Annotated in this window: 22 protein-coding genes; 5 read left to right on the forward strand and 17 right to left on the reverse strand. The window is 35.3% G+C overall.

Annotation, left to right across the window (positions count from 1 at the left end):
* Positions 1 to 6: 6 nt before the first annotated feature.
* The 6 genes from H9650_RS10670 to paaA are packed head-to-tail and all read right to left on the reverse strand — an operon-like array spanning position 7 to position 3,705.
* A complete protein-coding gene (locus tag H9650_RS10670; RefSeq protein WP_191697169.1) occupies positions 7 to 780 on the reverse strand; it encodes an enoyl-CoA hydratase/isomerase family protein in 774 nt (257 codons plus the stop codon).
* The gene (locus H9650_RS10675) at positions 780 to 1,082 is read right to left on the reverse strand and encodes an EthD family reductase (protein WP_144536207.1); all 303 of its coding nucleotides are present in this window, start codon (positions 1,080 to 1,082) and stop codon (positions 780 to 782) included. The genes H9650_RS10670 and H9650_RS10675 overlap by 1 nt, the downstream gene beginning before the upstream one ends.
* Positions 1,083 to 1,095: 13 nt before the next feature.
* Positions 1,096 to 1,596: a 1,2-phenylacetyl-CoA epoxidase subunit PaaD gene (paaD, locus tag H9650_RS10680; protein ID WP_191697170.1), complete on the reverse strand. Its 501-nt coding sequence runs from the start codon at positions 1,594 to 1,596 to the stop codon at positions 1,096 to 1,098.
* A 26-nt stretch (positions 1,597 to 1,622) separates the two neighbouring features.
* Positions 1,623 to 2,426: a 1,2-phenylacetyl-CoA epoxidase subunit PaaC gene (paaC, locus tag H9650_RS10685; protein WP_191697171.1), complete on the reverse strand. Its 804-nt coding sequence runs from the start codon at positions 2,424 to 2,426 to the stop codon at positions 1,623 to 1,625.
* Entirely contained in the window at positions 2,423 to 2,770 is a 348-nt protein-coding gene (paaB, locus tag H9650_RS10690) for a 1,2-phenylacetyl-CoA epoxidase subunit PaaB (protein WP_191697172.1), read from the reverse strand. Before paaB ends, paaC begins: the two co-directional genes overlap by 4 nt.
* Before the next feature lie 17 nt (positions 2,771 to 2,787).
* Entirely contained in the window at positions 2,788 to 3,705 is a 918-nt protein-coding gene (gene paaA, locus H9650_RS10695; RefSeq protein WP_318245410.1) for a 1,2-phenylacetyl-CoA epoxidase subunit PaaA, read from the reverse strand.
* A gap of 710 nt (positions 3,706 to 4,415) precedes the next feature.
* Between paaA and H9650_RS10700 the strand changes: the two genes are divergently transcribed.
* From H9650_RS10700 to H9650_RS10710, 3 genes are read left to right on the forward strand one after another with little or no spacing between them, the layout of a single operon-like run.
* Positions 4,416 to 4,985 carry a bifunctional transcriptional activator/DNA repair enzyme AdaA gene (locus H9650_RS10700; RefSeq protein WP_191697174.1) on the forward strand — a complete coding sequence of 190 codons (570 nt, stop codon included), beginning with the start codon at positions 4,416 to 4,418 and terminating at the stop codon, positions 4,983 to 4,985.
* Entirely contained in the window at positions 4,982 to 5,884 is a 903-nt protein-coding gene (locus H9650_RS10705; protein WP_191697175.1) for a DNA-3-methyladenine glycosylase family protein, read from the forward strand. The genes H9650_RS10700 and H9650_RS10705 overlap by 4 nt, the downstream gene beginning before the upstream one ends.
* Positions 5,884 to 6,390, forward strand: a complete 507-nt coding sequence (locus H9650_RS10710) for a methylated-DNA--[protein]-cysteine S-methyltransferase (protein ID WP_191697176.1) — start codon at positions 5,884 to 5,886, stop codon at positions 6,388 to 6,390. The genes H9650_RS10705 and H9650_RS10710 overlap by 1 nt, the downstream gene beginning before the upstream one ends.
* Before the next feature lie 42 nt (positions 6,391 to 6,432).
* Here H9650_RS10710 and H9650_RS10715 read toward each other — a convergent pair whose 3' ends face one another.
* From H9650_RS10715 to H9650_RS10735, 5 genes are all read right to left on the reverse strand, one after another.
* Complete coding sequence (locus H9650_RS10715; RefSeq protein WP_191697177.1) at positions 6,433 to 7,461, reverse strand: collagenase; 1,029 nt, start codon at positions 7,459 to 7,461, stop codon at positions 6,433 to 6,435.
* Positions 7,462 to 7,485: 24 nt separating this feature from the next.
* Positions 7,486 to 8,496 carry an aldo/keto reductase gene (locus H9650_RS10720; protein ID WP_191697178.1) on the reverse strand — a complete coding sequence of 337 codons (1,011 nt, stop codon included), beginning with the start codon at positions 8,494 to 8,496 and terminating at the stop codon, positions 7,486 to 7,488.
* The gene (locus tag H9650_RS10725; protein WP_318245405.1) at positions 8,493 to 9,056 is read right to left on the reverse strand and encodes an NUDIX hydrolase; all 564 of its coding nucleotides are present in this window, start codon (positions 9,054 to 9,056) and stop codon (positions 8,493 to 8,495) included. The genes H9650_RS10720 and H9650_RS10725 overlap by 4 nt, the downstream gene beginning before the upstream one ends.
* Before the next feature lie 450 nt (positions 9,057 to 9,506).
* Entirely contained in the window at positions 9,507 to 9,851 is a 345-nt protein-coding gene (locus H9650_RS20660; RefSeq protein WP_191697180.1) for a zinc-ribbon domain-containing protein, read from the reverse strand.
* 28 nt (positions 9,852 to 9,879) lie between these two features.
* Positions 9,880 to 10,134 (reverse strand): hypothetical protein, encoded by a 255-nt coding sequence (locus H9650_RS10735; protein ID WP_191697181.1) that lies wholly within the window; start codon positions 10,132 to 10,134, stop codon positions 9,880 to 9,882.
* A 181-nt stretch (positions 10,135 to 10,315) separates the two neighbouring features.
* Here H9650_RS10735 and H9650_RS10740 point away from each other — a divergent pair, with 181 nt between their 5' ends.
* Positions 10,316 to 11,098 carry a hypothetical protein gene (locus H9650_RS10740; protein WP_191697182.1) on the forward strand — a complete coding sequence of 261 codons (783 nt, stop codon included), beginning with the start codon at positions 10,316 to 10,318 and terminating at the stop codon, positions 11,096 to 11,098.
* An 81-nt stretch (positions 11,099 to 11,179) separates the two neighbouring features.
* On the forward strand, positions 11,180 to 12,160 hold the full coding sequence (locus tag H9650_RS10745) for a hypothetical protein (protein ID WP_191697183.1): 981 nt from the start codon (positions 11,180 to 11,182) through the stop codon (positions 12,158 to 12,160).
* Positions 12,161 to 12,382: 222 nt separating this feature from the next.
* Here H9650_RS10745 and H9650_RS10750 read toward each other — a convergent pair whose 3' ends face one another.
* The 6 genes from H9650_RS10750 to H9650_RS10775 all read right to left on the reverse strand — a co-directional run bounded on the left by H9650_RS10750 (position 12,383) and on the right by H9650_RS10775 (position 18,302).
* A complete protein-coding gene (locus tag H9650_RS10750) occupies positions 12,383 to 12,952 on the reverse strand; it encodes a 5' nucleotidase, NT5C type (protein WP_144536182.1) in 570 nt (189 codons plus the stop codon).
* A gap of 17 nt (positions 12,953 to 12,969) precedes the next feature.
* A complete protein-coding gene (locus H9650_RS10755; protein ID WP_144536180.1) occupies positions 12,970 to 14,052 on the reverse strand; it encodes an FAD-dependent monooxygenase in 1,083 nt (360 codons plus the stop codon).
* Positions 14,049 to 15,158, reverse strand: a complete 1,110-nt coding sequence (gene ribD, locus H9650_RS10760) for a bifunctional diaminohydroxyphosphoribosylaminopyrimidine deaminase/5-amino-6-(5-phosphoribosylamino)uracil reductase RibD (RefSeq protein ID WP_144536178.1) — start codon at positions 15,156 to 15,158, stop codon at positions 14,049 to 14,051. The genes H9650_RS10755 and ribD overlap by 4 nt, the downstream gene beginning before the upstream one ends.
* Before the next feature lie 12 nt (positions 15,159 to 15,170).
* Positions 15,171 to 15,896 carry a GTP cyclohydrolase II gene (locus H9650_RS10765; RefSeq protein WP_404814884.1) on the reverse strand — a complete coding sequence of 242 codons (726 nt, stop codon included), beginning with the start codon at positions 15,894 to 15,896 and terminating at the stop codon, positions 15,171 to 15,173.
* 497 nt (positions 15,897 to 16,393) lie between these two features.
* On the reverse strand, positions 16,394 to 17,116 hold the full coding sequence (locus H9650_RS10770) for an HAD-IIB family hydrolase (protein ID WP_225216018.1): 723 nt from the start codon (positions 17,114 to 17,116) through the stop codon (positions 16,394 to 16,396).
* Positions 17,079 to 18,302, reverse strand: a complete 1,224-nt coding sequence (locus H9650_RS10775; protein ID WP_191697184.1) for a glycosyltransferase — start codon at positions 18,300 to 18,302, stop codon at positions 17,079 to 17,081. The genes H9650_RS10770 and H9650_RS10775 overlap by 38 nt, the downstream gene beginning before the upstream one ends.
* Between the last annotated feature and the right edge of the window lie 124 nt (positions 18,303 to 18,426).

An 18,426-nucleotide genomic window follows, 5' to 3' on the forward strand; every position in this document is an offset into this window, starting at 1 on the left:
TCCTCCCTATTTCCCTTGGTAATTTGGTTTTCTTTTTTCAACAAACGCACTCATTCCTTCTTTTTGATCCTCTGTGCCAAATAGTAAATAAAAGTTTTTTCTTTCATACTGCATCCCTTCATGGAGTGAGTAATCTATTGCCTTGTTCACAGAATCTTTTATAAGTCGCAAAGAAATAGGTGGTTGTGAAGCAAGAATGGTAGCCAACTTCATTGATTCTTCCATTAGTAGCTCACTCGCTACAATTTTATTGATAATGCCATTGTTCAAAGCTGTATTTGCTGAAATCCGCTTTCCGGTCCATAGCCATTCCAAGGCTTTTGTTCTTCCTACTAACTTAGTAAGTCTTTGCGTACCTCCAGCGCCAGGCATTACTCCAAGCCCTACCTCAGGAAATGAAAACTCTGTCCCAGCTGCAGCTATTAAGAGATCACATGATAGAGCAAGCTCGAATCCACCCCCAAAGACATAGCCCTTTACTGCCCCAATAATCGGTTTTTTAATAGTTGCTAATCGATCCCAATCAGAGAATTGATCTAATAATTCTAGACTAATAGGATTATCGCCCATCATTTCTTCAATATCAGCACCAGCTGAGAAGGCCTTCCCATTTCCGGTAAGAACTATAACTCGAATGTCTTCATTACTTTCAAACGCTAGTAATGCTTCTAATATTTCACTAACCATTTTTCTATTTAAGGAATTAAGCCGTTCGGGTCTATTCAATTCAATTATCCCAACTTGGTTCTTCATTCTAGTTTCAATGAATTGGTAAACCATTAAGAATCCTCACCTATCATAAGAGTTACCAAGTTTCCTGCAAACCCCATTAAATCTTTACCTGATGCTTTTCCTTCAGGAGAATTTAATCCTGCTTTCAAGGAATCTAAATCATCATATATCATCTCGCACATTAAATAATATTTAGGGTCTCCACCCATTGGAGAATTCGTAAATTTTGTGACCTTCATCTCCTTTAAGCCTGGAATTTGTTCTGTAATAGGAGCATGCACCTTAAAATAGTGGTCATCAAACTCCTGTTTGTTCTCTGGGTGTTTATACATCGCTATCAATTTAGCCATTGGATTTCCTCCTTTACATAAATGTAGAAATAGGTTTCATTGCTTCAAATACATTTTTGCAGCTTTTACAATATAAGATGCTTCTGCAGGCGGTTGGACCAAATATATTTTCCATGGATATATAAGTAGATCCGCAATAGGCACATTCAACCTCCCATGAATTTTCCCCTTCCTTAAATAGTGGAGGAGGTGATATTCCAAACTTCCTTAAGTTGGCATGCCCTTGCTCTGTTATTCGGTCCGATGTCCAAGGAGTATGAAAAACAAAATTTACTTCAATCTTTCCTACTCCAGAAATATTCTCTAAAGCAGCCTTTGTATTTCCTTTGATGATATCTAAAGCAGGACACCCTAAAAATGTGGGAAGTAAATGGACCTTTACTGCTTCTTCCTCAACAATAATTTCTTCAATCATACCGAGATCCACTATACTTACAGAATCTATTTCTGGATCCATTACTTGATATAGAACTTCCAATATGGACTCTTTAGTAACAGTTGAGCTTTTTAACACATTTGTCACCTCTCTCCAATTAATCCTTACCAAGATGCTGCTGGATCAATACTATATACTTCTGAAAGAGTTTCAAGCGCTTCATCCAAGTCTTTTAAATGTTCTCCATTTCGCCCGTTCTTCTTAGGTATAATCGGAATATTAGGCTTTTCAATCTGAAGTGATTCAAAAATGGGATATAGTCTTTTGTTCCATCTTTCCTTTAATATTTCCTCAGTTTCAATTAGCTGATGTTTTTCTATAATCTCCTTATCTATGCCATATGAAAAAAAATCGGAAAAGTCATCACTCACTTGTAAGATTGCATGCATCATTTTCTTTTTGGCAACATCCGTTGAGGATAATAATTGTTTGAACCATATTTCCCAGTGTAATAGGTGATAAAAAATTTCCATTTTTACCTTCAAGGCTATATCTGCTAACGGTACATATGAACTTGCACATAAGGAATCTACTTTGATTTTTTTAGCAGATATATAAAAATAACTTCTAACAACTTGAAAGGCCCAATCGTATTGTGGGGTTTCCATGTATGATCCCTTACCGTTATCTCTTTCTGTAAGAACACTATTTTTCCTAGTTGAAGTCGGCCTAAGGTGAGCAAGCCGGTCTGCATTTCCTACTCCAAAATCTTCTAAAAGTTTATAATACATGGCAGCATGCCCCATGCTGTCCTGGCTAATAGAAGAGGAGGCAACGTCTTCTTCTATGTGAGGTGCGAGGCCTAGCCATTCAGAACCGCGATAGGCAAACATAAAATCATCATCCGCCAGTTGAAAAAGAAGACTCTGCGTAGCGTCCTTATATTCCTGGCTCATCTCCTCACTCATTTACGTTCTCCTCCCCACGATAGTATTTCTTTTTCATCCAAAATTTGTTGCTCGTATTGGCGCCATTTTTTCTTTAAATAACCATAGCCTTTTGTTGTGCGATATTCTTTATTGTCCAATCTGGCTAGTGTTTGCTTCTCTTCATTTTCTATCTTGCGAATATGCTTTCGATTGACAATCCAAATGTCTGCTACAGGCTCCCGTCTCATGAAGTTTTCCTGAGCCATTATAAAAGCCATTTGTTCATTAGGAGCTAGCAGACTAAATTGGTGTTGAAATGCAGAGCTTGAAGTACGTTTGCTAAAGATTTCATATTCTTGATAAAAGCTCTTTTCTTCGTTCATTGTTATTTGTTCCTCCCTTAGCTTACCGTAGCACTTAGCGCCTCTCTTACCCAGGCGTTATTTTCGTAAGAGGTTCTTCTAAGATTAAGACGTGCCTTTGATCTAGGACCACCATTTTTTATGACTTTCTTAAATTCGTTCCAATCAGGTTGTTGATATATCCAATTGTTGCTCTCTCTATCAAATCTTAACGTTGAATCAGGTACAGTTAATCCCAACGATAAAATACGAGGAATGTATTTATCAAAAAAAAGTTGTCTGAATTCTTCATTTGTTTTAGTTCTTATTTTGTATTTAATCGTCAAATCCTGTTTAGAGGATCCAGTGGTTTCTTTAGAGGCCGGGCCAAAAAACATAAGAAGTGGCTCCCACCACCGATTTAGTGCCTCTTGAATCATTTCTTTTTGCTCGGTTGTTCCTTCAGCGAGGGCCATAATTATAGATTCTCCGTGCTGAGCATGGAATACCTCTTCAGCACAAATCCGCTGTAACGCTCTAGCATAAGGGCCGTAGGAGGCATTAAGCATATTGGTTTGAGTTATGATTGCAGCTCCGTCTACAAGCCAGCCGATAATTCCAGCATCGGCCCATGTCTTGGTTTCCATATGAAATACATTATGAAACTTCAAGTCTCCATTGAACAAATCTTGCATCAAATCAGCTCTATTTTTTCCATAGGGTTTTAGCAAATCCTCTGTAACTCGAAGTAAGAGCTGACCATGCCCCATCTCGTCTTGCACCTTAGCCATAATACCAAGTTTTCTAGACAGGGAAGGTGCTCGCGGAACCCATTCCTTTTCAGGTAATGCTCCCATTATTTCACTCATTCCATGCATAGAAATTAATTTTATTAAAGTTATTCGATATTCCTCTGGCATCCAATCGTCTGCTTCAATTTTATCTCCTGAATGAATACGCTCCAAAAACTGAAACATTTTTTGTTGTTCTTCTTCAGAAGTTAGCACTACGTTCAACTAAAATCCTCCTTTATTCAAGCTATGCTTATCTAAAACTAGTCATAACAACGTTAAAACGTTTTCTTAAAATCAGTTACAAATAACAAGCAAACTACTAAACTTATCTATATTAAAAGTAAAGAAAATTAAATCCTCCTTTTATAAAAGATAGAGACGAAAACATATAACCGTTTTTAAACGTAAAACTAAAAATAGTAATGTATTTATTACAGATTAATATTTTTGTAAATTTAAGTCAACGAAAAATTCTGAAAACTAAAAGAAAAAATTATGTTTAGACCATAAGCGCAAGAAATAAGACGATTCTTACATAATTATTTGATATGGTAAAACAAATGAAGATTACTTTTGGAAAAATTTAAATGGTATGATATTTAAGTAACCGCATGCTCCATGTTTACCAAGAAAACCAATTGGGAAGAACCGTTAGTTTAATCAAAAATAAATAGTACTTTTCACTTAAGTTTATTTAGCTATATAGTTTTTGTAGAGCTTCGAGGCATTCGGTAACTCTATAAGAAAAGTGTCCTGCTAGAGGAAAAAAATCTATCTTATTGTTTGAAAAGTATAAAATTGTTATGTTTCCATATTGCTCATGTTTTTCTATAATGGCGATAAAAGATTGAGGCTCTTTCTTATATTTGTAAAATTAATGGAGGAGGAAACTAATGGATAAAATAAATCTATCCTTTGAGGAAATGTGGCAAAGGATAATAGCGTGTGATCATAATTATGATGGGTATTTTTATACTGCTGTTAAAACCACAAAAATTTATTGTAGGCCATCCTGCAAATCCCGTAAACCCAAGAAGGAAAACGTAGTATTCTACAAAACTAAGTCAGAAGCTGAAAAAGCAGGGTTTCGTGCATGCAAACGATGTAAGCCTGATTTACAACTAGCTCCTCAAGAGGACTTAGTCGAGCAGGTCATTTCTTTTTTAACTAATAATTATAGACAACCCTTAACATTAGAAAATATATCAATACATATGGGAGTCAGCCCTTTCCATTTAGAGCGTGTATTTAAAAAGGTTACATCGGAGAGTCCCCGCCAGCTCTTAGAAAGGATTCGTATAGAAAAGGCTGCCCATTTACTGAAGCATACAAATGCCTCAAACTTAGAAATCAGCTTGCAAACTGGATTTCAAAGCACCTCTACCTTTTATAAAGCCTTTAGAAATTCTTTTCAAAGTTCCCCAAGTGAATTTCGTAAACAATGGAGGAAGATGCAAGTATGAATGAAAAAGTACAACTAAGTCAACTGAGCATTCCAACTCCACAAGACTTTAGTTTCGCTGAATGTCTGAAGCATTTAATGAAACCTGAACAAGAATGGTTGTACAGAGTTATCGACAACTCCATTTATAAGCTACTTAAAATGGATGATGAACTCATTTTGTTCATAATTGAGTGGCAACCAGGAAATATAATTGTCAAATTCCCTCTTACTCAACCATCTACTATACAAGTTAAAAAAGTTACTACATTTATTAGTGAATGGTTTGATTTGGAGAAGGACTTGAGAGATTTTTATGAACTTGCTAATAATGATCCTATTTTACGTCCAATCGTTCAAAGTTATTATGGATTACGTATAGTTGGTATTCCCCATTTTTTTGAAGCAATAAGTTGGGCTATTATAGGTCAGCAAATCAATTTAACATTTGCTTACACTTTAAAGAAGCGCTTAGTAGAAAAATATGGAGAATCGTTAGAGTATGAAGGTAACAAATATTATGTTTTTCCTTCATTAGAAATAGTTGCATCTTTAACTGTAGAGGATTTAAAACTGCTACAATTTAGTGCTAGAAAAGCAGAGTATATTATAGGAATCGCTCAGCTCATTCTACAGGGAAAGTTATCGAAGGATTTAGTACTTAAACAAAAGACATTCGAACAAAAGCATTTGTTTTTAACATCTATTAGAGGAATTGGACCTTGGACTGCAGACTATGTTTTAATGAAAAGCCTACAAGAGCCCACTGCTTTCCCTATTTCCGATGTTGGCTTGCATAACGCCTTAAAAAAACAATTAAACTTAGACCGTAAACCTACTATGGCTGAACTAAAAGAGTTGGCTATGAATTGGGAAGGTTGGCAAGCTTACGCTACATTTTATCTTTGGAGGTCATTATAATGCATAGAGTAGACTTTCAATCACCGATTGGAGTATTAGAAATCTTAAGTACGATGGAGGCTATTTATGCCATCCACTTTACCGAAAGAACTGAGACAGATTTTCAATTGAATGACCATCATCCTGCTGTAGTTCATATATGCGTTAAACAGTTGCATGAGTACTTTTATGGAGACCGGATGGACTTTACTTTTCCATATATTTATGAAGGTACTGATTTTCAACAATCTGTTTGGAGGGCACTTACTAAAGTTCCATATGCCACAACTGCAAGCTACAAACATATTGCTCAATCTATAGGTAACGACCGTGCGGTTAGAGCTGTTGGGAGTGCGAACAATAAAAATAGGTTGCCTATAGTTATACCCTGTCATCGAATCATTAGCGTTGGAGGAAAGTTGACAGGTTACGCAGGTGGGCTATGGAGAAAAGAATGGCTTTTAAACCATGAACAAGCAAAATTAAAAAACAATCCTCTTAAAAGCATTAATGTAAAGAAGCCGTGACTATTGTCTCGGCTCCTTATTTCCAAACCACTTAATTTAATTTTATAAATTCACTAAAAGGGTTTGTTGAAAATCTATTGTACTCTTTCCCGTAGTCTTCTCAAAATTTTTATAAAAATCATCTAATGACTTAGATAATAATAACTCCGTTAAAACTTCAGTACCATACAAACTATCCAATTTTTTAACTGTAAAGTATCCCTGAAGGTACACCTTATAATGCTCTAATTTAGATGGTATTGTTTTGTTTGTGTCTATTAACCGATAATCCACTGTTTCTCTTAATATGTTCGGGTCGATAACTCTATCCTGATATCCTACGTACTCACTCAGCCCTTCGATAAACCAAAAAGGTAGATGCTCCATTTTGCTGCTTAATCCATTGATTTTAGCGAACTGGTGAATACGATAATGGGTATACTCATGTAATAATATTCTTTCCCATTTTTTCTCCTCGTCCATTTTCATAAGATGTATTGATTGATCCATGCGCTTATAGTAACCTACCGCTCCTGGCGATATTTCCTTAATAGCAGCTGGATCATTATATATTTCAATCGATAAAGGGTCCTTCACTTCTTTTCCAAAAATCAGGTCAAGTTTAGCCTTTTCTTTCTCTAAAAGAGAGGAGTACTCATTCACAGAGGCTATATTTTCTTCTGCAAAATAATAAGAAATATTCGCAATCTTTTTCTTTTCTATATCCTTTTGGATGAGGCTATTAAAGAAAATATGGAATATGCTTCCTATTTCTTTCTCTCCTGTATTTGTTATCTTAGATGAAGGAGTTATCTCTTGATAAGGCTCCTCTGCATAGTTCAACCAAATGCTTCCTCCGATGAATATGGAAAATAAAAGAGTGCCAACAAAAAACAAACTAGTCATAAGAAGATTATTAATCTTTAAGCAGATAATTTTCTTTATAATCATGTAATTTAAAGCAAAGAGGGCAATGAGCACGCCATATTCTAAATAGGACCAACTGGAAAATTCGATAAACATTTGCACGACAAACAATCCGACGACAATAGGTAACAACAAATACAATACTTGAATAATTAAGGCTTTCAATTTATCCTCCTAATGAATAAATGTTCATTTGTAAGTTGCAATGTTTTCCTTGGCGTGGTTTACTCGTTTCATTCCAACCATTGTTGACAATATGTCTTTTGTATTCATTAGGAATCGCAAGATATCATCTGTGTTTTCCACATCTTTACCTAGGTTAAATGGTGCGCTGGTCGTAACGTGAATATCTAGATCCCTAGCAGCTTCTAAAACTGTTAGCGTTATCCCTGAAACTGATTGAGTTTCCCTATTATTTGCTCCAGGTAAGGAACTATTTAAGGGCACTTGGATAAATCTAAAATGATGGCTAAGCCCTCCTACCTTTCTCGCTATTTTTTCCGTTTTTTCTAAAAATATATAGCCTTTCTCATCACTATCTGTGATGAAACCCAGCCAGGTAGCCAAACCGTAAAATCGTATAGTTTGCTTTTTTACTTGTTGCTCAAAGAAATAAAATAATTCTTCAAGCATTTTGTAGAACGCCTCTTCTCCAAGAACTTTCATAGAAATTTCCGGAACATGTAAATAATAAATATCAATTGTCTCCAAACCAAGGTGTGATCTGCTTTGATTTAGTGCAAACTGAAAATAGCTTGGAGTAAGTACGTGCTTTTGATGTGCAACTGTCTGTATTTCCTTTTCTTGAATGATTTCATTTTTTAAGAGCACATATTTTAGATAGTCACTTGGAACAAGACCCGCATCTATATCACCTGGAATTAGGCCCGCCTTTGTTGAGATGACAAACTCACTTCTATCAAGTTCTTTGTTTGTTATTAGCGACTCTAGCACTTTCCCTATATCTTTCTCTGATTTCATACCACGATAATTTAGAGCGGTATCTATAAAATTCACACCATTTCTGAGGCAGTATTTAATTGTTTTTTCATACAGCTCGGAATCTTCATTTGTCATATCGCCTAAATGTGTCCCGATTGCAATTGGCGAGCAATAAAACCAAGTAGTTTCTCTATATTTTGACTCATGATTATTTAAATAATTTAATGTTTTTTCTCTGGTGGCATAACCCTTTATCATCTAATGGGCTTCTCCTTTAAATAAGATAAAGCCATATAGTAGGCATGAGCTGTAAAAAGTTGTTGGATCTCTCCATTCACGATCAATGAACCCATTTCATTCCAGTTATAAATATGAACATCTATAAATTCTGTAGGGTCGAGCTGCTGACCACTAGTATGATAAGCATCTAGAAGCAGATAGGTAAATACCTTATTGGTTTGAGTTGCCGGATTTACGTAAAATTGGCCCAATAATATAGGTTCTCGGTCTGTTGAGTAGCCCGTCTCTTCTTGAACTTCCCTTAAAATTGCTTCCTGATAGCTTTCTCCCCCTTCTGGCTTTCCAGCAGGAATCTCTAAAAATATGTTTTGAGCTGAATAGCGATATTGACTTACTAATACAATTTGTTGTTCCTTTGTAAGCACAATAGCATTTACCCAATCATCGTATTCATTTACATAATAATCTTCAATTATTTGACCATTGGGCAACTCGCATTTGTCTTTTCGTAAATTGCCAAACGGTGACTGGTACAAATAGGATGAGCTTAGCTTTTTCCATGTGTCCAATATTTTCACTCCTTAGAAAATAGATATTCAGGTTCCGTAGATATAGCTTTACCAATAAAAAATATAAAAGCGAGGAAGAAAGGAAAGATAATTAGTTGTCCAATAATGATAAACGCTGTTGCAGGTGATGGGTCATCTCCCCTGTAGGTTATAGGAAAAATACTAGCGAACAAAAGAATGAAAAAAATCAAATATGGAAACCACAGGAAAGAAGAAATATATCTGCTCTTTCTGTATTGGAGCCATCTGCCGTTTACTAGGAGAAGGACTGTTATCCATAATATGAAACCTAAAACATGGAGAATCATCATAAATAGGTTTACGGAGCCAGTTTCCCAGTTCGTTATACGAGCTATTCTATAAAAGTTTAACTGTAGTTCAAATGATATAAAAATTATAAGTGCATTAATAATGCTAACTATGTTCAGACGTAAAAAGTAATTGATACAAAAACCACCTTTAATTATTTTGCAGAGAGCTACCACATTCATTGCAAAATTTGAAGGATTTGCCAACGGGGTGACCGCAATTGGAGCAAAAGACTTCCGCTTTTAATTGGCCCTCTGCCCATCCTTTGCTGGCTGCCGCCATTTGTTCACGTATTTCCTCATTGTTTATTTCTTTTAGCTTCTTGTAGTTACCTACGCCTGTTAATAAAAAGCCGAAAAAGATAAGGGGTGCTCCTACGAAGAATAACCAAAAATATTGAGGCTCCTCAAAAAACTCAACAGTAAAAAATTCATAACAAGCAATTGCCAAGCAGCATATTCCAGCAAATATGATAATCGGACCTATAAATTTCACTACATATTCACCCCAATTTCAAAAAAATTCATAAAGCCCTCATAAAATAATTAAATTCCTCTATGGAAATTGGAGCAGATAAGTTTATTTCATTATTTAAAGTAGCTATTACATCTGCTTCTCTTTTCAACCAATAGCGATAAGGTGATTCAGTTACAGCCTTCCATACAAAAAAGCCCTTTTCTGTTTCAAGAAAAGTTGAATGAGATGTTCCGCCTTGCCGCTTAGGAAAGGAAAAAGAGAAGATTTCCCTAATGCGGGCTTTAATTATTTGTTTTTTCAAATAAAATAACTCTAGATCTTATTATACAATACAATAATCATGATTTATTATAAATTTTTCATTTATTTGGGAATAATATAACTCATTTTACTGTTATTTCTGTTAGCAATTTAACAATGCCTACTTTTTGCATACTTGCATATTCTAACTTTAAGGCTAGCTCACAAGGGAGGAACACCTAATGGGATTATTCATCAATGAATACCAAAACCCTGGGGTATTTAAAAATACGGCAGAAATAAAGGCACCTAATCAAACAGAATATCGATGTAACCACTTATCTGAGTTCATACTAGATCAAAATACTGCAAATGAAGCTTTTCTTCGAGCCATTAAAGGATTAAGAAAATCTCAATATCACTATGGTCATCAGCAAATAACACAATCGTATGAAATGAATGCAAAACTACAGGAGTTAAAAGAACTCAATATCAAACATGAGCTTGTTGAGAAGCAAGTATACAACTGGTTAGAAAAGTTAGAGCAGCAAAACCATACTATACAGCTACTAATAAAAGACGAGCAATTAGGTAAAAACGATTTAACCGTTCAAATTGAAAAACTTGACGATACGCAAAATGCAATAATGTCTCGATTAGAACAAGCAGAGGTAACGCAAGTATGTATTGTAAATAAGCTCGAAGATCTCTCTCTAGAGAATAAGGAAGTTTTATCTCATATAGAAAAAGTAGATATTTTTAATGATGAAATAATGAATAAAGTTAATGAACAGAATCAATTCCGTCAAATAATTAATGAACAGTTTAATAATTTGGAAGATGGACAAAAGGAATTAACAAACAGAGTAGACAATCAAGAAGGATTAATGGAGAAGATTTTGCGCCAAATCGATCATGTAAGAACCTCATTGTTTGAAAGAACTAGCTTTTTAGAAGAGAAAATGGAGAAAATATATCACGCCTCCATCGCTAGCTTTCAGAAGATAAAAAACGGTTCTGAATAAACTTGAGGGGGAAAACCTATAAACCTTAGCAAATGGATTGGTGGATTTATCATTTTCATTTTATTGATTGGTTGTGGGACTGTGGCTTTATCGAATACAAATGATAGTAACAAATTCCCATATGAAGTTACTACGGAAGTAATGGATGAAAGAGCAATGATAGAACATGCCTTCAAGTCTATTAGAAGCTTTAAAAAGTTAGGCTTTATAAAACCAGTGGATAAGCTAGACAGCACACTCTTGACCTATGATCCATCCAAGGATGTACTAAAGTATCAAGAAACGTTTTACTTAAGCACCGGCTACAAATATCTTTCGTTCTCTTCCCTACTAAATTATTCGAAAGAGGATTACGAAAATTACATTCAATCATTAGAAAATTTGAGAAGGTTATCACACGAGAGCATGGAAATTGAAATTGGTAATAATGAGGATGCCTCATTTACAACACTTTTAGGTCTTGACGGAAATGAGCTATACCATATTGATTTTCTGAAAGAGGGATTTAGTAATGATGTAGTAGATGCTGTTGGCTTGTCTTTAAAACCAGTGGAGGAAGGAGTTTTTGAACGGTTTTATGATACACTTTTAAAAGATATGGACAAAATTAAATTCCCCACAATGGATAAGGGCTATGAAGTTAAGTCAATTATATCTAAATGGAAAACCGATCATATCGGTCCCGAATTAATAATCGAATATGAAAATTTTCAAAACAAAACATTCCTTTATACTATTAGAGATAGTGATCTAGTAATTGATGCTTATGACGAAAAAAGTAAATTTTTACTAAAGAATGGTGCCGAGGTAAATTTATATGTATCTGCATATAAAGATGATTTTCTAGCTTATACGTGGTTTGATGGCATTCATTTTTATGAAATAACAATTGACACCCAAAAGAATCAATTGAAAAAAGAAGAAATATACAAAATAATCGAGTCTTCTCTTCAAGATAAGAGTACTTTTTCAGATTTAAGTCTTTTTAAACCTTTGAACAATTTTCCTATCTTAACCGAAAAAGATAAACAGCTACGAGAGATAATTCAGAAAGAAAATTAAAAGCGCTCGAAAAGTGTACTTCCTCCCCTAAAAGATCAAAAAGCGCTCCTAAAAATAGAAAAGTGTCTCCTAAAGGGAGCGAAACCGCCCCTAAAGTACTTAAAGCTTCCGACATTTTTCTCCGGAAGCTTTTATTACAAGACAAATATGAAACAATTTCTTATAATATGGAAACAAAAAAAGCACTGTTAGAACAGTGCTTTTGAAATTAAAACCGACCGATTATTTATTATTACTGAGAATGTCATCTAATTCAATCCATTGTTTCATCCGCGGCATTTCTACTGACTGATTATAAGATTGATCCATTATGAAAACTTTTGTCTGCACATCTTTTAGCGTTTCTAAAACAGCTGGCTTGTCATCAAAATAGTAATCTAGCTCTAATTTCATGATGGTTGCTATTTTTTCATCGTCTTGCATTCCACAATAGAAGTTATCATCCTTCACTGGAAAGCCTTGCGCTTTCATCCATTCACGAGTCTGAGTGCAATATTTTTTGGGGCGAGAGGTAATATAGTAAATTTCATGACCATCAGTGTCCAAGGAATTTAGAGTTTCTAAAGCCCCCTCAAAAGATGGACAATCCGTAAAATAGATTTCCTCCATACACTCTCTCCACATAGCATTTCCATCTTCTTTTTTTAGTCCAAATGCTTCATGGATCTCCACCGTCTGTAATGCACGAAAAACATCTAAATCCACACTTTGGTTGAGTTTCTTATTATACAAATGAAAAGCGTGCTCTCTTAAATTAATTAAAGTATCATCAATATCAAAACCAAATTTCATTTTTTGTTCTCCTACTCTTATACCATGATTGTAAATTGGGAAGCAAAGGACTGTTCCTTCTCAATTTGAGTTGCTTGAATTTTTTCAATTTCTCTTTTCCTTTGAGTCGAGCAGTCCAACGAATCCAATAAAGTTACGTAGTCTTTGTCTATTAACGTAGCTAAATAATCAGCATCCTTTAAAGCACTATTTAGACCAAATGCCCCAGTTGGTGTCATTGTATGTATAGCATCGCCTATCAATACTAAACCAGATGAGCCCCAGTTTTCACTTGTTGTGCTATACACGTCTAATAGTACAAAATCCTTCCACGATTGAATATGCTTATGTACGGTTTCATTTAGGTCAGGAAAAGCTTCCACTAACTGTTTAATAAATGCAGTAAAGGGCTCCTTACGTAAGGTTGAGAATGAGCCTTCTTCAATATTCCAGCCGACTTGTATAAAATCATTCGTTTGAGTAAATAGCGATAATTGCTTGTTATTGATTAATGCCATTTTGATCGATGGTTCCCATCCTTCTGGTGCTGGAATCCTTGCCCAAAGTAAATCATAACCGTGTTTTCGTTTATTTACTTCAATTTCTGCTTTTTTACGTACCGTTGAATTACGACCATCAGCTCCAATAATGAGCTGGCAATCTATCGTAATTTCTTGTCCATTTTGTATAGCTAAGACACCGCAATAGTTTCCAGCATCATCTTTTAGTAAATCAGCTACTCTAGTATTCATCATACATGTTAGATTTGGGAAATGAGTCCCAGATTTTATGAGGACTGATAATAGGTTAGCCTGTGGTACATGAATGCCGAGATGACCAATCTCTGGTTGTGGTAAAATTGTTTTAAAAGGCTTACCATCCTGCCAGTATTCTAATTTTTCCATTCGTAGTAAGCCCAACTGTTCTATTTCTTCAAAAAGGCCGTATTTTTTTAGAATTGCCTCTCCCTCTTCATTGAGATGTTCTCCTCTAAAAGCTTTTCCTACTTCTTTATCTCTTTCTAAAAGAGCTACAGTAATATTCTTTCTAGCTAATAAGAAAGCAAGGAGAGATCCACCTGGACCAGCTCCAACAATACAAACATCGACTTTTAGATTCATTTTTCATCACCTTGCTTAGGATAGGCAATTATTCGAATGTCCTCTCCAAGCTTTTGGAAATCATCGAAATACAAATGCTTTGCAGCTATCATGGTATCCGGATTAGGACCTGTAAAAGGTGTAATAGAATCTTTTCCTCCCAATACTTTTGGAGCTATATAAATATAGTATTTGTCAATCAAACCAGCGTTTAAAAAGGAGGCATTTACTGCTCCTCCTCCTTCAACAAGGATATCGGTTATACCTAATCGATAAAGTTCTCGAAGTGCAGCATATAAATCTAACCCATTTGTTTCTTTGGAAACAAATATTATCTTGACTCCCTTTGCTTCAAATGGCTTAGCTCTCTCCATATCTACTTCGTCACTTGTTACAATAATAGTTTTAGCGGCTACTGTTTGAAGAACCTGGGAATCGATAGGCGTTCTTAAATTAGTATCCAAGATAATTCTAGTAGGATTTTTCCCTTGTGTCTCAGGAAGTCTTGTTGTCAACGCTGGGTTGTCAGCAATAACTGTGCCTACACCTACTAAAATGCCGTCTATTTCGTTTCTGAGTTGATGAACTTCTTTCCTTGCACTTTCACTTGTAATCCATTTTGAATGTCCGTTATGGGTTGCAATCTTACCATCTAATGTCATCGCAAACTTAGAGATGACAAACGGCAATCCAGTAGTCATATTGTGTATAAAGCGTTCATTTAGTTTTTTTGCCTCTTCTTCCAGAACTCCAACTTCCACTTCAATTCCAGCATTACGTAGTAATTGTATCCCCCTACCGGCAACCTCCGGATTAGGATCCGTAGTCGCAACAACTACCCGAGATACTTTGGAATCCTTTACCAAATTTGCACAAGGAGGGGTTTTTCCATAATGAGAGCAAGGCTCAAGCGTCACGTATAAAGTTGCTCCTTCCGCATGGCTTCCTGCCATTTTAAAAGCATGGACTTCAGCATGGGGCTCTCCTGCTTTACGGTGAATTCCACTTCCTACGATAACACCATCCTTAACAATTACTGCCCCTACTATTGGGTTAGGATTCGTTTTCCCTTTAGCACTAGCAGACATTTCAAGTGCTAATTTCATAAAATACTGATCTTTTTCCATACTATACTCACCTCATACAGTCAAACTAGGGTTTTCTTCTAAAATATGACCAGACTTTTCTACTTTCGTTTTCAAATAGAACTCATTCGTTTCAGTTAAACCACCCCAAAGAGGAACATGCTGATCTGCAAGCAAACCATGTCCCTTTAAAGCAGCAAGCTTTCTTGGATTGTTTGTTATTAAAGTTACAGGCTTTTGTCTTAAAGACTCCAATACACGGATTGCATCTTCATAAGATCGTGTGTCATCCTCAAAGCCAAGCGCATGATTTGCTTCTACTGTGTCATATCCTTCTTCTTGTAAAAGGTAAGCAAGAGACTTGGAAAACAAACCTATTCCTCTACCTTCATGATCTGCTAAATAAAAGATGGCCCCACAGCCGTGGTTTGCCACCATCTTCATCGACTCATGAAGCTGATAGCCACAGTCACATTTTTGACTACCAAAAATGTCACCAGTATGACAAATGCTATGCATACGAATTAAAGCATCTTCTTCATTAGAAAAATCACCATAAACTAGCACCGATGATTGCTGTCCAAAAGCCAAGTTAGCTGTGGAAATGGATTTTACGACGTCTTCCTTTGATAAATTTTTATCTATTTTCACCCAAGAGTACCATTTAAAAGTCGTTTCGAAATCATCTTGTTTTATAGGCAAACTTACCGGACCTACTAGGCAAAGATCGAATGCCTCATTTGTAGGTATTATGTTTATTTTATTTTGCAAAATTTGCATGGTTTCTTTTTTTATATTCATTCTCATTCTCACCTATCATTCTAATTCAATCGAATTTTATGTCTATTATATTCTGATTGTACAAATTCACTTACATAACGTAACCTAGTATAAAATTACAAGTGTGAAATGTCAAATTATCTATTCTTCCCTTATTGGTTCGCCATTTAATTTTTCTCTTTCAACTTATTATTTTAACACACCCCATACTATATTCTTCTTCTCTTATACTTATAAATAATATATCCATAATTGTTTGTTAAGAAAAAAATCATGAAGAGATGCTTTTCGTGAGTTGAGCGACAAACTTTCACACTCAGCACTCGTCTCACACGAAAATCCTTAACTGCTGTACACTGATTGCTTATGACGCCCCATCCGCTGTGATGGTCAGAGTGAAAAACGTTCATGTTTAATTGTAAATTGCTTCATGTGAAATTTACATAATTTGAAAAATAAAAAACTGTTCAATAAAAAATTGAACAGTTTCCCAAAAATTATTTACTATAAAAATGTAACCATGCCTCGTAAATACCACCCGCACAATTTTGCGTTGCCCGAAACAATTTCGGATGGTCTTTAATTGCCAAAAGCTCTGGTTGAGCATTTGCAACAATTACGGATGGATATCCTAGACTAAGCATTTCCTCATCATTACCAGAATCACCAGCAATAAGAATCGATGCATTTGTATCTACATATTTTTCAATCACGTATGTCAAAGCAGATCCTTTTCCACTACTTTCAGGTAGAATGTCAATGTCTCTACCTGAACTAAAGATAAACTTATGAGGAATCTTTGAAAGCACTAACTCTTGCTTTAGCTTTTCCACGCTCTCATTATCTTCTTTTACTGTATAGGAAATTCTAGATTCATTGGGTAGTTTTTGAGGAAATATTGTTGGGTATTTAGAAACAATATTTTTAATGGCTTCTGGATCCCAATTAGATTTCATTTTATGTTCCCATTCTAAATCAACATTAAGGTCTGTGCCTACATATATACCTGTTCCCACATCCGAGATTAAAATGCTTGGCATTGGAATTTTTGCTTCTCTAATTAAATCTAATGCGGAACCTTTATGTCTACCTGTGACATAAACCAAGGAAACCTTCTCATCAAGGCTTTCATAATATTTAAGTAATACTTTTAAATCCTCTTCACTACCGACCAGCGTACCATCAAGATCGGTGGCTAGCATTTGCGTAATCATTTGCATGTAACAAATCCTCATATGTTTTATCTATTTCTTTAGCAATGCTTGACCAGTTAAATATACGACTTGCACGTTCTGCAGCTTCTTTACCTAGTCTTTTTGCTAAAAGATTGTTTTTTAATATTCTCTTCATTGCATTAGCAAGTTGTGTAGAATCTTTTGGAGGTACTTGTAAACCTGTTTTACCGTGAGAAACAACATCTTTTAAGCCACCTACGCCTGAGGCAATAACTGGAGTCCCGCATGCCTGTGCTTCTGCAGCTACCATACCAAATGATTCGTAATAGGAAGGAACAATCACAGATGTAGCCTTAGAGAACAGCTCACTTAAGTTATGTTGAGATTGAGGACCTATAAATTCTATATATTCTTCAATTCCTTTTACTTTTTCTCTTAAACTTGGATCCGTTGGCAATAGTGTAATGGGATCTATTTCTTCTTTATCTCCACCTGCTAAAACGAGTTTAGCCTCTAATTCTGGACTTTCCTTTTTCATTTTATGAAATGCTTCTAATAGTGTACTAATTCCTTTAGTCTTTTCCAATCGTCCTGCATATACAAGTAAGGGCTTCATTCCTGCTTTTCGTTTAGAATGTGACTGGAACTCTTTTGCAACTCCAATCGAAATTACCTCAACTTCGGGATTGTTGTCTGCAAAATCTAAAATTATTTGTTTTTCAACTTCAGTTGTTGCAATAACCTTGTCAGCAGAGTTTAATATATGCTTTTCTGCTTCTAGACGAATAGGCTCCTCAACGCCTGTTGCCTGTTTTTTGGCTATGCCGAGGGAATGTGATGTATGCACAAGCGGAATACCGAATTCTTCCTTTAAAACAAGTCCCAATAGACCAGACATCCAATAGTGTGAATGAATAACATCATATTTTTGAACAGATATTGTTTTTTTTATTTCTTCATAGAATGTTGGCAGAAGATCGTATATTTTAGTTTTAGGAATATAACCCTTATGCCCTGCAGCAAATCTTATTACTCTTGACATACTACCTAATTTTTCGATCTTTGGAGTATCTGGATTACTCCAGTGTGTAACTACATCAACTGCAATTCCTCTCCGTCCGAGTGCAAGAGCAAGCTCTTTAACGTAGTTATTTTGTCCACCCGCCTGCTTACCACCTAATGTTTCTAGAGGGTCACCATGTTCGGAGATAAATAAAATTCTTTTCCACATAAACAGCATCTCCTATCTATCTTTTTCTTAACTAAGCTATTTATATTAATACCCTTACTTTCAGACTATTAAACTATTTTTATAAAGTTTTATGTTATTTAATGCAATATTAAGATAATTAGAG

The organism is Psychrobacillus faecigallinarum (assembly GCF_014836595.1).
Classification (GTDB): Bacteria; Bacillota; Bacilli; order Bacillales_A; family Planococcaceae; genus Psychrobacillus; species Psychrobacillus faecigallinarum.

Coding starts and splice junctions, on each gene's coding strand:
- H9650_RS10670 (WP_191697169.1), bottom strand. CDS start 780: ATGGTTTACCAATTCATTGAAACTAGAATGAAGAACCAAGTTGGGATA.
- paaC (WP_191697171.1), bottom strand. CDS start 2,426: ATGAGTGAGGAGATGAGCCAGGAATATAAGGACGCTACGCAGAGTCTT.
- H9650_RS10740 (WP_191697182.1), top strand. CDS start 10,316: ATGGGATTATTCATCAATGAATACCAAAACCCTGGGGTATTTAAAAAT.
- H9650_RS10765 (WP_404814884.1), bottom strand. CDS start 15,896: ATGCAAATTTTGCAAAATAAAATAAACATAATACCTACAAATGAGGCA.
- H9650_RS10770 (WP_225216018.1), bottom strand. CDS start 17,116: ATGCAAATGATTACGCAAATGCTAGCCACCGATCTTGATGGTACGCTG.
- H9650_RS10775 (WP_191697184.1), bottom strand. CDS start 18,302: ATGTGGAAAAGAATTTTATTTATCTCCGAACATGGTGACCCTCTAGAA.
- H9650_RS10755 (WP_144536180.1), bottom strand. CDS start 14,052: ATGAATCTAAAAGTCGATGTTTGTATTGTTGGAGCTGGTCCAGGTGGA.
- H9650_RS10675 (WP_144536207.1), bottom strand. CDS start 1,082: ATGGCTAAATTGATAGCGATGTATAAACACCCAGAGAACAAACAGGAG.
- H9650_RS10710 (WP_191697176.1), top strand. CDS start 5,884: ATGCATAGAGTAGACTTTCAATCACCGATTGGAGTATTAGAAATCTTA.
- paaB (WP_191697172.1), bottom strand. CDS start 2,770: ATGAACGAAGAAAAGAGCTTTTATCAAGAATATGAAATCTTTAGCAAA.
- H9650_RS10705 (WP_191697175.1), top strand. CDS start 4,982: ATGAATGAAAAAGTACAACTAAGTCAACTGAGCATTCCAACTCCACAA.
- H9650_RS10720 (WP_191697178.1), bottom strand. CDS start 8,496: ATGATAAAGGGTTATGCCACCAGAGAAAAAACATTAAATTATTTAAAT.
- ribD (WP_144536178.1), bottom strand. CDS start 15,158: ATGGAAAAAGATCAGTATTTTATGAAATTAGCACTTGAAATGTCTGCT.
- H9650_RS10750 (WP_144536182.1), bottom strand. CDS start 12,952: ATGAAATTTGGTTTTGATATTGATGATACTTTAATTAATTTAAGAGAG.
- H9650_RS10700 (WP_191697174.1), top strand. CDS start 4,416: ATGGATAAAATAAATCTATCCTTTGAGGAAATGTGGCAAAGGATAATA.
- paaA (WP_318245410.1), bottom strand. CDS start 3,705: ATGTTTCAGTTTTTGGAGCGTATTCATTCAGGAGATAAAATTGAAGCA.